The 13,840-nt window shown below is 69.4% G+C and carries 5 protein-coding genes; all 5 read right to left on the bottom strand.

The genetic code is table 11. From position 1 onward, the window contains the following. Window positions 1–435: 435 nt before the first annotated feature. Window positions 436–3,699: a family 78 glycoside hydrolase catalytic domain gene (locus OG456_RS34450; RefSeq protein WP_266567934.1), complete on the bottom strand. Its 3,264-nt coding sequence runs from the start codon at window positions 3,697–3,699 to the stop codon at window positions 436–438. A 52-nt stretch (window positions 3,700–3,751) separates the two neighbouring features. Further along, complete coding sequence (locus OG456_RS34445) at window positions 3,752–6,325, bottom strand: beta-L-arabinofuranosidase domain-containing protein (protein WP_266567932.1); 2,574 nt, start codon at window positions 6,323–6,325, stop codon at window positions 3,752–3,754. Between the two features lie 234 nt (window positions 6,326–6,559). Further along, a complete protein-coding gene (locus OG456_RS34440; protein WP_266567930.1) occupies window positions 6,560–8,431 on the bottom strand; it encodes an alpha-L-rhamnosidase C-terminal domain-containing protein in 1,872 nt (623 codons plus the stop codon). 405 nt (window positions 8,432–8,836) lie between these two features. Next, the gene (locus OG456_RS34435; RefSeq protein ID WP_266567928.1) at window positions 8,837–10,894 is read right to left on the bottom strand and encodes a galactosylceramidase; all 2,058 of its coding nucleotides are present in this window, start codon (window positions 10,892–10,894) and stop codon (window positions 8,837–8,839) included. Window positions 10,895–10,928: 34 nt separating this feature from the next. Beyond that, entirely contained in the window at window positions 10,929–13,295 is a 2,367-nt protein-coding gene (locus OG456_RS34430; protein ID WP_266567926.1) for a trehalase family glycosidase, read from the bottom strand. Window positions 13,296–13,840 lie beyond the last annotated feature (545 nt).

Here is a 13,840-nt window from a genome sequence, read left to right as displayed (position 1 = left end):
GTGCATCGGAAGGCTGCGCTCGAGGTCAGCGTCGACCAGCCCGTCGGGGTCCAACGGGACGCAGGACTGCAGAAGGTGCAGCTCGATCCGTGCGGCATGCCAGGCCGGCCAACCAGCACAGACCCCACCCATGCCGAAAGCAACTGCCGCCCGACGCGACACAACAGGCGTCACCCGCCGTCAGCATCCAGAAACGCCGACTGCTGCGCAGCACCCACGTACTAGTAGGCGGGGCCGAGCTGACGCCGCGCTCGGTAGCGTCAGCTGCCCAGCCTCTCCACCCGGTGCGCACAGGCCGAGTTCATCGTCTGCATGATGCACGAGCGTGCCGGGCTCGACCTCGCGTGAGGCCAGGGCGTACTCGAGCGTGGTGAGGACCAGATCGGCGTCCGCGCGGGCGGAGGTCTCCCAGGACACCGCCCGGCGGTGCCGGGATCAGTCCCCGGCCGGGGTGTAGACGGAGGCGAAGGACCAGTCGCCGGAGCCGACCTCGTACACCGCCGTGCCGCCCTCGGTGCGCAGCATGCGGGCGCCCCGGTCGGCCCGGACGACCTCTGAGGTGACCGGCACGTGGACCTCCGCCGTGGCCCCCGCCGGCACGGTCACCCGCAGGCGGTAGGCCGAGCCGTCGCGGTGCCAGGAGGTGGAGACCTTGCCGTACGGCGTGGTGTAGGAGCCGGATGCGGAGGCCAGGTCCCCTACGACGGCCGGCGCGACGAGCAGCTTCTGGTAGCCGGCCGCGCCGGGCGCCTGCTGGATCCCGGCGAGGCGGCTGGTGAACCACGAGTCGATCGCGCCGAGCATGAAGTGGTCCTGTGACTGGCCGGGGCCGCCGTCCCAGGACTCGCCGAGCGCCGTGTTGCCGTGCACCACCTGGTAGCCGTAGCTGGGGCTGGTGGTCTGCGTGGCGATCTTGTACACGATGTCGTCGTGCCCCGCCCCGGACAGCACCCGGAACGCCGCCGGCAGTGAGATCTCACCGAGGTTCAGGTGGTAGCCCGCGTCCCGGATGCTGCCGACGAGGTGGTCGAGGAGCCGCTGCCGCTGGTCGTCGGGGACCGCACCCATGTCGAGGGCGAGGACCTCGGCGCCCTGGCCGCCGCCGCCGAAGGTCCCCGTCGCCTCGTCGTAGTACTTCCGGGTGAGCGCCTTGGCGCTCGCGTCGGCCTCGCTGCGGTAGGACGCCGCGTCGACGTCGTCACCGAGCACGCCGGCGATCTGGCTGAGCGCGTCCACCACCCGCCAGTAGCCGTAGGTGCCCGCGACCGCACGCGGGAAGGACTTGTCGGGGGTGAACCAGTCGCCGAGCCCGTAGTCGAGGATGCCGTCGGAGACCTGGATCTTCAGGAACGCCGCGTACCTCTTCATGGCCGGGTAGTAGGTGCGCAGCGTGTCGGTGTCTCCGTACGTGGTGTAGAGCTGCCAGGGCACGAGGACGAAGGCGCCGCCCCAGTTGGAGTCGTTGCGGTAGGCGCCCGGCAGGCTGGTGTACTCCGGCACGGTGCTCGGGATCAGGCCCTCGGTGGTCTGTGCGTCGGCCATGTCCCGCACGATCTTGCGCAGGTAGGCCTCCATGTCGTAGTTGGCGGCCAGGGCCGGGAAGACGAGCTGGTCCTGCTCCAGCCAGCCGAGCTTCTCCCGGCTCGGGCAGTCGGTGAGCACGCTCATCATGTTGTTCTCGATGGCGCTGCGGGTGATCGAGTGGATGCCGTTGACCAGGTCGTTGGAGCTCTTGAAGTCACCCGCGGAAGCGTTGTCGGTGTGCAGTGCCTTTCCGCGCACGGAGATGGTGGCTCCGGCCGGCAGGCCCTTGATCTCCAGGTAGCGGAAGCCGTGGTAGGAGAACTGCGGGTGCCAGGTCTCGCTCTTTGCGCCGCGTGCGGTGTAGCTGTCCCACAGGGGGGCGCCCACGTTGCTGATGGACTGGAAGGCGTGGCCGTCCTTGAGGCTTTCCGCGGGGTAGATGCGCACGGTCGTGCCGGCCGGTGCGTCCAGTGTGATCTCAGGCCAGCCGGCGATGTTGCGGCCGAGGTCGAAGATGCGGCTGCCCGGGGCGGCGCCGGAGACCTCGGTGCCCTTGAGGTTCTCCTCGACGCGGATCGGCTCGGCCTCGCGGGCGCTGAGCTGTGCCGGGTGGCCGGGCGTGCCGGGCCCGTCCACGGTGACCGCGTGCGACCAGACCGAGCGGTCCTGGTGCGGCTGGTCCCAGTGCGGTATCTCGCGGCGGGCGTCGTAGTCCTCGCCGCCGTACCAGTTCGAGGACGTGGTCGGCCCCAGTACCGTGCGCCAGTCCGCGCCACTGGCGATGCGCTTGACGGTGCCGTCGGCGAGGGTAACCTCCAGCTGGGCGATCAGCTTGGGGTCGCTGAGGTTCCCGTAGAGCTTGCGGTACCGGTCGGCGGTGCTGACCACGTTGGACATGCCGTTGCCGAGGGCGACGCCGATGGTGTTGTCGCCGTGCCGCAGCAGGTCGGTGACATCATATGTGGCGTACTGCACACGGTCCGCGAACGTGGTGTTCGCGGGCTCCAGCACGGCGTCGCCGACCGGATGGCCGTTGACGTCGGCCGTGTAGATGCCCAGGCCGGCCACGTGGAGGCGGGCGCTGCGCACCTTCTTGCCAAGCGCGAAGTCCTTGGTGAACAGCGGGAGGCCGGAGGGCAGGTACGGCTTCGGGGGCTGCCGGCCCATGACCTTCGCGGCGGAGGCGAACGGTCCGCTGGCCGCGTCCCCGGTGGAGAGGGTGTAGTCGACGGGGAAGTTCGGTACGCGGCCGTCGTCGGTGAGGACGTCGGAGCGCGGATAGAGCATGACCTGGTCGAAGGTCTGGGCGGACTTGAGGTCGAGGGTGAGGGTGATCGGCGAGGACGACACGTCGGCGCCGGAGTGGGCCTGGCTGGAGTACCCGGCCGCGGTCTGCAGGGCGCTGTTGGTCATCCCGTCGACGGCGAGAGCGGGTTCCCAGGTCTTGCGCAGGGTGTTGGACTCCGAGGCGGTGACGGCCGCGCCCTGGGCGAGGTCCGTGTCCGGCGCGGCGGAGTCGCGCACCTCGATCTCCCCCAGTTGCAGCCGCCAGGACCGGTTCGGGAAGTCGTCGGCCAGCGGCAGGCCGAGCTTGGTGACGTCGAGCCGGACGTAGCGGGCGGTGGTCTTCGGCAGCCGGACGACGACCGGCTCCACCTTTCGGGTGCTCAGCTTCCAGTCGGGGTTGGTGATCCACTGCGCGGACCAGTCCTGCGGGTTCGTCAGTCCGGTCTCGAAGGCGGCGGTGTCGCTCCAGCGGGACGGGCGGTTCGTGGTGTTCGACCACACCGTCACGCGCCAGTAGACATGGGCGCGCGATCCGAGCTTCTTGCCGGCGTAGGTCGTGCGCGGCGCGTCGGAGTCGACCCGGCCCGAGTCCCACAGGTCGGGACGGGCGCTGGTGAGCAGAGCGCGGCTGGTGGCCGCCTGGACGCGGTACGCCTGCTGGGTGACGTCCGTGCCGCTGCCGCTGAGCTGCCAGCTCAGGTCAGGAGTGGTGTCGTCGATGCCGAGTGCCTGGCTCAGGTGCTGGGTGCGCAGCGTGACGGCGACGACGCCGGCGGGTGCCGCCTGGGCGGTCACAGCCGGGGGCAGGACGGTGACCAGTGCGGTCAGGGCGGAGGCGGTGACGAGGGCCGGGCGGCGCCGGACACGTCGGGGGAAGGCTGCGGACACGGGGTCTCCTGGATCGGGTGCGATGGACGGGGTGTGGCGTGGAGGCGCGGGATCAGGCGTCCGCGCGGAACAGCGCGGCGACGTCCGTGGCGGACAGAGCCCGGTTGTGGACACGGAAGCCGTCGATGGCGCCCTGCAGATACGGGTGCTTGGAGTTCTGCGATCGGCCGAGGTAGTTGTGCGTGGTGGCGCCCAGCAGCAGCGGACTGCTCACCATCGCGTCGTTGCGCCCGGACTCCACGCCATCGACGTACAGCACGCCGGTGCCCCCGCCAACGGTCAGGGCGACATGCGTCCAACGGCCCTGCGGCAGGGCGTCGGAGGCGTCGATGAAGTCCTCGGCCTCCATACCCGCGATCTTCAGGGCAGCGCGTGCCTTCCCGGTGTCGGTGCGCACGGCGAGGAAGAGGTAGGTGTCCTTGTGGTAGCCGAGGTCGAACACTCGGGCGGAGTTGCTGAGCGAGTCGACACGCACCCAGGCGCTGACGGTCAGCTCCGCCAGGCCGGTGAGCAGACCGGGCGGCAGGACCACGTGGCCGCCGGCGGCGCTGTCCAGGGCGACGGCGGCGCCGGTGCGGCCCGCCGTCCAGTCGGCGCCCGCGGCCAACTCTCCGTCTGGGAGGGAACGCAGGGAGTCCGCGGTGGTGCTTCCGTGGCCCTCGTCGAAGGCGTAGTGGGCGATCTCGCGCTCGCGGCCGGCCTTGGGCGAGACGGCCCAGTACACGTTGTAGTGCTGCTGCTGGATCCGGTGGAAGGGCAGCAGCGACACCTGGGCGCCATCGGCGGTGGCGGTGAACTCCGTCGAAGACCGCGGCAGCCGCCGCACTGAGGCGGGATCGATGTGAGGGATGGTCGGGGACACGGTGCTGCCGTACGCGCCTGCCAGGACCACCGGGCCGTGGGACAGGGAGCGCACCTGCGGGTTGTCCGGCGCCGGACGCCAGACCGGCTCCATCGGCAGCGCCACCTCGACCACGTCTCCGGAGCGCCAGTTCCTGGTCAGCGCAAGGTACGTACCCGGTTCGAAGTGGGCGCCGGCCGGACGCCCGTTGACCCGGACCCGGGCGTGAGAGCGATGGTCGGCCAGCCAGCCGGGGATCCGTACCTTCAGGGTGAACCGGCCGCCTCCGGAGGTGACCGTGAGCCTGGTGGTGTCCGCGTCGGGGTAGCGGGTCTCCTGGCGCAGCGTCACCCCTCGCTCGGCCCATGTCACCTGGGACGGGATGAACAGGTTGACCCACAGAGCGTCTTCGGAGCGGAAGTAGATGCTGTCGGCGAACTTGGTGTGTGTCTCCATGCCCGTGCCGTGATCGCAGGAGAAGTTGTCGTAGTCGCTGCTGTAACTGCCGGGCGCGCTCCCGAGCCCGCCCTTGACCTGGCGCTGCGAGCCCGCCCACAGACCCGTGTAGTACGTCACGAAGCCGTGCTCGGCGTCGGGGTCCTGCTCGCCGAGCATCTGGTTGTACAGGGTCCACTCGTAGTGGTCCATGTATCCGGCGTTGCCCGGGTCATGAAGGAAGAGCTGCCGGCCCAGCTTGAGCATGTTGTAGGAGTTGCAGTTCTCGCAGGTCACCTCGGAGAGACGGCTGACGATCTCGCCGGGAGGACCGAAGAACTCCTGATTGGAGTTGCCGCCGATGGCGTACGAGTGGTGATGTACGACCGTGTCCCAGAAGTAGGCGGCGATGTCGTGGTAGCGCTGCTCACCGGTGGCCTCGTACTCGCGCGCGGCGCCGACGATCTTGGCGATCTCGGTGTTGGCGTGGCGGCCGTCCAGTTCGTCGCGGCCCGCGGCCAGCGGCCCGTACAGGTCCTCGTGGTCGAACCGACGGGCGGTGCGCAGATGCGCCGGGTCACCGGTGACCAGGTACAGGTTCGACAGAACCTCGTTCATGCCGCCGAACTCCACCCGGAGGACCAGCGTCTGCATCTGGTCCAGCGTCAGACGCGAGGTGCGGGTCTCCACCCAGGCGGCCATCGAACGCACCACGTCCAGGGCCTGGTAGTTGCCGCTGAGCAGATACTGATCGAGCAGACCGGCCATGATCTTGTGGATCGTGTAGTACGGGGCCCAGGGTCGGCCGCCGGCCTCCAGCTGGTCGAAGACCTGCTCGGGGAAGGCGGAGAGGTATCCGGGCGTGTAGCGGGCGGCGGGAGAGGCGGCCTGGCAGGCCGCGAGGGCGTCGACGATGACCCGCCCCTTGGCGGCATAGGCGTCGTCCCCGGTGTTGGCGTGGGCCTGGGCCAGCCCGGAGAGCAGATGGCCGGTGCTGTGACCGCGCAGTTGGACCGCCGGGTCCTCCCACCCGCCGCAGGGTTCGGCGGACGACGGCAGGCCGGCGTTGAGACGGAAGGTGTGCAGCAGGCGGTCCGGATCGACGAACAGCAGATACGCGCAGGTGCGCCGCATGTTCTCGCGGAAGGGGCTGTTCAGGAGCGTGACGGATGACAGGGGGAGCGGGGTGAGCCGCGGCGGGACCGTGCCGGCGGGGATCGGGCGGCCCCGGTCGGCGGCGCGGGTCGTGGCCCCGGCGGGGGCGCCCAGGTTCAGCGCGATGGCGGCGGCTCCGGCGGCGGCGATGAAGTGGCGGCGGTTGGGGCGTGCCGGATGGTGCGATGCGTTCATGACGGCAGGGCTCCTGGTGGATGCGGGGGATCCGCCGAGCGAGGGGGCGCGGGGTGTGGCTCGGCGGCGGCAGGCGCGAACGGGCGCGCGGTGGCCCGATCCGCGAACCGGTCGGCGGCGTGCAGCGGACAGCCGCGGCGCGCTCTGTGCGAGGGAGCGGAGCGCGGGCTGGCTGCCCGGAAGGCCGCGCACGCCTCACGCGGGCCGGCGCGAGGAGTGCGCGGCGTGATCGTCTCAGCTGTCGTGCTGGTGGCTGTCGATCACGTGGTGTCCGGAGAGCGCTTCCAGGTAGACGTACTCACCGTCGGTGTGCGCGTCGTAGGCCTTGGCCGTCCTGCCGTTCCAGGCCAACTTGCCGTCGACGAAGACCGAGATGTGCTTTCCGAAGGTGGGCACCGCGACTCGCCCCTCACTGTCCTTGGGGGCGGTGAGCTCCGCGTGGTATTTCCCCTCCTTCCGGTTGACGCGCCACGAGGCGTCGACCGGGCCCAGCGTGGTGGTGATCCGCCCCTGGGCGAAGGTGAGGTCGGCGGTGTGCGGGACGAAGTCGAAGGCGCGGCCGCCCGCGCTGGTCGGCTGGAGTCCCAGCACGGAGAACGTGAGCGCCGTGGTCGGCCCGGTCGCCCAGGCGTGGGCGAGGCTGACGTAGGTGCTGCAGATGCAGCCGTCCGGACGCGACGACTCCCAGAACGTGCTCCTGGTGCCGAGCGGGTCGTCGAGCATGGCCCCCCACTGCCGCCGGATCAGATCGACTCCCGCCTGGTCGGCGGTCGTTCCGCCCGCGGCAAAGTGGGCGTTGACCTCCATGGACCCGGCGAAGACACCCAGGTTCCCCTTGTTCTCCGGGGAGGTCGACCCGCGGTCGTTCCAGTTGGTCGTGAGGTAGGAGCTGATGCGGCGTGCCTTGCTCTGGTCGGCCAGGCCGTACCACACCGCGAGCGCGTTGCCGTCCTGGGCGTGGACGTCCGAGTCGGGGTAGAACCGGTACGCCCCCTTCTTCTCGTCCCACAGCCGGCTGTCGATCGCGGTGCGCAGCGCCGCCGCCCGGTGCGCGTAGGACTGGGCGAACGTGGTGTCGCCCTCGACCTTCGCCAGCTGCGAGCCGGTCGTGAGCACGCGCCACATCAGGACGTTGGCGATCAGGTTCTCGCCCTTCGGCAGGCTCCGCACCGAGTCGGCGGTCTCGGTGATCGAGAGCAACCCCTGGTCGTCCGTCTTCGCGCCGATGTAGTCGACGCCCCGCTTGTACTGGTCCCAGATGCCGTCGACCCACTTCCGGTCGCCGGTGTACCGGTAGTAGTCCCAGGACGCCGCCAGGGTCCACATGTGGTAGGTGTCGGACCCGTACTTGTTCATCATGGGCCCGGAGTACGGCAGTTCGCCCGTGATCTTCTGGTGCTGGTAGAGCGTCGTGAGGGCGTTGCGGGCCGACTCGGTGTCGTCGAAGGCCGCGTAGGCGGAGGGGATCTCGACCCCGAGGTCACCCGGCCAGACCGTGCGGTCCCGCTTCGCGCCGTCCACCAGGATGGTGTCGCCCACGCCCACGTCGCCGGTGTTGTCCCATGTCTGGGCGGGAGCCTCCCAGACCCGTCCGGTCTTCGGGGCGATGGTGTTGAGCTGGATCGTGTAGGCCCCGGCGTACCAGATCCTGTTGAGCAGGTCGTCGCTGGAGTAGAAGTAGTTCGCGTAGGCGCGCGGGTCCTGCATCTTCGGTGCGGCCGTGAAGTGCGCGGTGATGCCGTCGAGATCGGCACTGCCAGCGGAGTCCATGAAGACGGTCAGGTACCGGAACCCACCGCGCAGGTTCTTCGCCGGCATGGTGTAAGTGGTCGCGCCGTCGACGTCGGCGTAGAGCGCTCCGTCCCGGCTTCGCGGACCACCGGTGGAGGCGTCGCTTGTGGTGCCCACGTACTGCGAGGACTCGTTGAACGCGAGACCTACGCGTTGCGGGCCGTCTGAAGCCGCGAAGTGGAGCGTGACCAGACCGCTGACGTCCTTGCCGAAGTCGAAGGTGACGGCGGATCCGGTGCCGCTCAGTCGGGTGGACTTGCCCGAGAGCGCTGCGGAGGCGTCCGTCACCGAACCCACGGTGCTGTGGATCGCCACGGGCTTCAGGGTCCGGGACTGCGGTGAGTAGTTGTAGGCATCCCAGGGATGCCGGGCCGCCGAAGGCAGGGCCCCTGAGAAAGCGGCACCGGGGGAGGTGGCCCCATCCGCCGCCTGTGGTGCGAGCAGAGCCATCGCCAGAAGCGCTGCCGAGGTCGCGGTGGTGAGGGCGGTCCGGTGTCTTCTCTTCCAAGTGGTCATACATGCCTCGCAAAGCTGGATGAACGCGGAGAACGAGTGGGTGGAACGGGCGCGGCGGCTCGAGGCGGCCGCTCCGAAGCCATGAGCGGTCGGCAGGCACCAGGCAGCGCCCACCTCCGCATACCTGACTGCGGATGCCGCCGAGGTGTGGCGTTACCCCTTGGTGTCTCACCGGCGGGATGCGGACCGGCGTTCGGTTCCGGCCTACCGGTTCGGCTCCGGTGCGACCGCCACGTCGTCGAACTGGGAGGACTGATAGGAGTCGAGCCCCAGACCGGCCTGGCCGTGGTCGTACGTGGTGTCGGTGACCTCGGCGACCGGGGTGCGGTCGATAGTCGCGGTGATCCGCTCCCCGGAGAAGTCGAGTGCGAGCCGGTGCCAGGTGTCGGCTCCGGCGGTCGGCAGGTCGCCCTGGTCCAGGGTCCGCTTGGTCTTGTCCGGCATGACGGCCTCCAGGGCCCAGGAGCCGGTGTCCGACAGCTTCAGGTGGTAGCCCTCCCACACGTTGGAGTGGTCGGGCCCGACCGAGTTGAGCTGGTTCACCACCCGGCCGAGCAGCGATGCCGTGCCGGACTGGTGCATCATCACCTTGGCGGACACGGTGTAGTCGGTCCACTGGCTGTCCCCGACGAGGGTGAGCGGGCTGGGGACCTTCGACCACCTGATGGGCTGGGTCGTGATGGCCTGCTGCAGACAACCACCGGTGCCCCCGCTGCCGGGGGCGGCCTGCGGTGCGGCGGAGCAGGGCGCCACCTGGAACGCGCCCTCCATGTCGGACAGGTATCGGGGGGTGGCACCGTCGCGGTATTCGTCGAAGGTGTCGCGGTAGGGCAGCGGCATCGTCTTCGACGCAGGCGCCGTCCTCGCTGCCCGGCCCTTCCCGCCGGGCATCGTGGTGAGCGTCGTGACAGTGCCGGGCTGCAGGGTGACGGTGTGACTGCCCCGGGCGTCCGGGGACACGTCGGCGCCGCGGACGAACCAGTCCGCCGGGTCGGTGGATCGCAGTGTGGTCGACCACCGGTGCAGCGCACCGCGGGGAAGGTGCCCGGCCGGTGTGACCGCGACGGTCTGCGGGGCCGTCGCAGCGGTCGTCTCGAACACGGTCGTGTAGGCCGGCGGCTTGCCCGGCGACTGCAGCGTCACGTAGGTGCCGCCGCCGTCGAGGTAGCCGCTGGCCGAGTCGACGTAGCGCCAGCCGGGACGCGTGAACTGCGCGGTCTGGGCCATGGTCCACAGCGTCGGGCCGAGTTCGTAGTGGCCGCTCCATGGTTCGTTGGCGCGCAGCAGGCCGCTGCCCTGCATCTGGACGGTGGGGTACCAGGCGTACGCGGCCGGCCAGTTGATGAACCCCGTGATGCGGGAATCGACGTACTCGTGGTTCATCTCCGCGGCGAGCCGGGGCGCTCCGGTGAGGTAGTTGTTCCAGCCCGATTCGCTGGCGAACAGCGGCTTGTCCAGACCGAGGGCGTCCGGTGAGCTCGAGCAGTGGATCTCCGAGCAGGGGTAGTGGATGCCGACGACGTCCACGGCCTTGGCGAAGGCCGGGTCGTTCTTCATGTCGGTGGCCACCTTCCAGCCCGCGTTGTCGGCGGCGACCACCTTGACGTCGGGGTAGCCGTTCTTCACGAGCGCGGCCTTCAGCTTCCCGTACCAGGCGGCGTCCCAGCCCTTCTCGTTCCAGCCGCCGAGATAGTTGACGTCCAGATGGTGCTTCTTCGCGCAGCCCAGCCACTGCATCAGGTAGTTGATGTTGTCCGTCGACCAGAATCCACCGTCGAACCACCCGGGCGCGCCCCACTCGAGTCCGTAGACTTGGATCTGCGGGTTGCGCTTCTTCGCCTGATCCATCAGCCACCACTCGTACCCGCGCTCGCAGTTGACGTCGGTCGGCGTGCGCATGTGGCTGGGTTCGGCTCCGTTGCTGGAGTTGGTGTCGGAGCCGATCTCCACCTTCAGAATCTGCAGCGAGGCACCATATCCGGGTCTGAAGAGGTAGTCGAGAATCTGATCGCGCTGCCGCTTCGGGTAGTCGACGAGCAGCCGGGATGTGCCGCCGCCCCCGCTGATAGCCCCGATTCCGTCGAAGACCCGTCCTGTGCCGCGGAGGTCGACGCTGATCGACTGGACCGTGCCGGTGCCGGCACTGGCCGTGGGTGTGAGGAGCGCCGCCACGCAGGCGATGAGCAGGGCGCCCACCGCCCACAGGGAACGGCAGGCCGGCCGCCACCATCGGCCGGAAGACGGTGTTCTGGTGCTGGGCATGGGACCTCTCTTCTCGCTCCGAGGGGTACGGGTGTCACAGCTCGACATGGGTCCGTCCCGCGCGCACCTGTGTCCGGCGCGCCCGGCCGCGCTCCGGGGACACCTCGATGTCAACCCGGCCGTCCGCGTTGACGTCGAAGGAGACCCCGGACGCTCGGAGCAGGAAGTTGCGTACCGCGACGCGCGCACCGGTTGCCCGGAACACGACGCTGCCGTCCCGGACGAGTGTGGTCCGGTTCGGCCCGGCGGAGACGGCATACGTGTGCCCACGCAGTCGCACGTTGGCGATGCTGTTGGTGCCGGGCAGCGAGAGGGTGCCGAACATGATGCCCGACGGGTCGCCTTCCCAGGGGTTGTCGGAGATCAGTTCGTGCAGGCTCTGCACGGCCATGGCGTTGGACCAGGAGTAGGTGCGCCAGGCGGAGTCGACGGCGGAGTCCATGACCGACTGGTCGGGAACGGGGTCGAAGGACTCGGGGAACCAGTTGTCCTTGTCCCAGGCATCGAGGTACATCGCGGTGCTCCGCGCGGCGAATTCGCCGGCGACATCGTCGAAGCCGTACCGCTTGAGACCGTCGTACACGGTGGCATTCATGGGGGGCCACACAGCGCCCTTCCACTGCTCTGGGGCGGTGTCCTCGCCGTATCGGTCGAAGAACTTGAAGTGTTCGGAGAGTGGGTGCACCGGGCCGCCGCTGCAGTAGGCCGGGTCGTTGCGCGCGACGCTGGGCACGACGTACTCGCCCCAGAACTCCTCCGGGTCGAGCAGGTGCTCCCGCACCAGGATCTTCGCCCGGTCCTGCGTCGCGATGCCGGCGAACAGCGGGTAGAAGACGGTCGGCGTGACCACCTCGTTCCAGTTTCCGTCCAGGTAGCGGCTCAGGTAGAGGCGCCGCTGTGGGTGCCACAGCCTGTCGTTGAGCAGCCGCCGGATCGTCTCGTGGTGCGCGGTGAACCGTGCCGCGTCCGCCGTTCTGCCGAGCACTTCGGCCATCTTCGCCAGCGTCTCGGCGAGCAGTGCGTAGTACGAGTTGAGCGCCACGTCGGTGAGGTCGGTGTTGTCGCGGCGGTCCCCGCTGCCGCCCACTTTGGGGATGCGCCGGTAGTCGGCGTACACGGGGCTGTCGTCCAGCCCGAGGTGGTTGCCCCGGCCGCCGACCCGGTCTCCGAAGTAGGGAGTTTCCAGCAGACCGTCGCCGTCCGCGTCCCACTCCGGCAGAAGGTCGTAGTAGGCGACGAGCGTGGGGTACGCCTTCTTCAGGACCGCCACCTCGCCGAACTTGGTGTACAGCCGCCAGGCGGCGTACGCGTGCATCGGGCCGGAGTTCAGCTGGTCGTAGCGCGGTCCCTTCAGCGGGACCTGGTTGGGCGGTGCGTCCGCGTCGAAGATGTCCGTCTCGTGCTGCGTGGCCAGTGGCCGGCTCACGAGTGCGGCGTCGATGGCGTCGAAGGCCGAGTCCCATCCCGTGAAGAGGCCGCCCCCGCCGCCCCATCCCCACATCACGAAGGCGCGTTGATGGTTCTTGTCGTAGTTGGTGTTGAGGGACAGCGCGTCGCGCACGGCGTCCGCCGCCCGCCCCGCCGGACCCGAGCCGGTCAGGTTGTCCCTGCGAACCGACGCCTCGGCGGTGGCGAGTGCCTGCTCCACCTCATGTGGCTCCGGCGGGTCGAGCCGTGGCGGCCGTCCGCCGACGGTGGCGGCGAAGGTGAGGGCCTGGCCCTTGCTCAGCCGGTACCGCAGGGCGGCTGCCGCGGTGCCGGGGGCACAGGTGGTGGCGCTGGTCATGTCGGCGATCATGTCGGCGATCATGTCGGCGATCGACGCGTAGCAGCCACTGCTGTCGGCGGGTTCGGCGGGCGCCAGCCGGAAGTGGCCGGTGCGGGACGTCTGCAGCAGACCCGGCGCGCTGCCGGTTACGTTCTGGCCGTCCAGCGCGAAGGCCGCGTCCTCGCCCCAGGGCGTCGCGACCTCAAGGAAAACCGTCGTGTCGTCGTCGAGTGCGGTGACGGATCCGACCACGGAACTGCCGTCGTCGGCACGGGCGTAGCGGACCCGGATGGTGTGCTTCTGGCTCTGCGTGTCGTCGTACTGCTTCTGCAGTGAAGGCAGTTTCGCGGTGGCGTCGGAGACTTCGGCGGCGGACCACTGCTCCGGGTGTGCGATCACCTCGCGCAGGGCTTCGAGATGCGTCGGTGTGACCTTGCGTTCGTCGGTGCTGACCTGGACCTCTTTGTAGGCGCCGTCGGGTGCCATCGGCCCCATGCGCCAGAGGTTGTTCGTCATCTTCTCGCGGATGACCTTGCCCGTCTCGGTGAGCAGGCTTATGCGGAGCGCGAATCTGGACTCGCCCTCACCGACGAAGAGCGCGCCTGTCCAGTCCTGGTCCTTGATGCCAGGCATCGCGAACGGTCGTTGCACCGTTGGATACGGCAGGGCCGTCCCGCGGCCTTGAGCGGGGCGCCCTCCGGACGCCGAGCCCGGCGGCGCGGCCTGAGCGATGCCGGAGCCGGCAGCCAAGGCGGCCGCCGATGCGCCGAGTCCGGTGGCGCCCACCGTCCTGAGAAATTGACGTCTGGGAACATGACCGTGCGTCATCTGGCCTCTCGTTTCCGCACACAGGTACAGGTCACCGTCTGGACATGGAGGACTGACCGCCCACGCGACGCGCGTGACGGCGACCTGACGGACGGACATGAAATGTTTCACTCGCGGCGACATTCTCAGCACCCTCCATCGGAACCGTCAACGGGGAGTGCTGTCGTGATTACCGAGACATGAGCTCACTACCTGCAAGTAGCCGCGTAATTTCGCTGGCTGAGCGCAGACCCCTTGCTTCCCAAGCCGTGTCGCCCTAACGTCCCGATGCGTTAAAACGATTCAAATCTTCCTCAGAAAGCGTCGACGGTCCATCCGTAGCGGCTTCGCTCATGCGTGCGCCCGGTTGG

Origin of the sequence: Streptomyces sp. NBC_01446 (assembly GCF_026340095.1) — a bacterium.
GTDB lineage: Bacteria > Actinomycetota > Actinomycetes > Streptomycetales > Streptomycetaceae > Streptomyces > Streptomyces aureus.
This window is presented reverse-complemented; position numbering and strand designations above follow the sequence as displayed.

Coding starts and splice junctions, on each gene's coding strand:
- OG456_RS34445 (WP_266567932.1), bottom strand. CDS start 6,325: ATGAACGCATCGCACCATCCGGCACGCCCCAACCGCCGCCACTTCATC.
- OG456_RS34435 (WP_266567928.1), bottom strand. CDS start 10,894: ATGCCCAGCACCAGAACACCGTCTTCCGGCCGATGGTGGCGGCCGGCC.
- OG456_RS34430 (WP_266567926.1), bottom strand. CDS start 13,295: ATGCCTGGCATCAAGGACCAGGACTGGACAGGCGCGCTCTTCGTCGGT.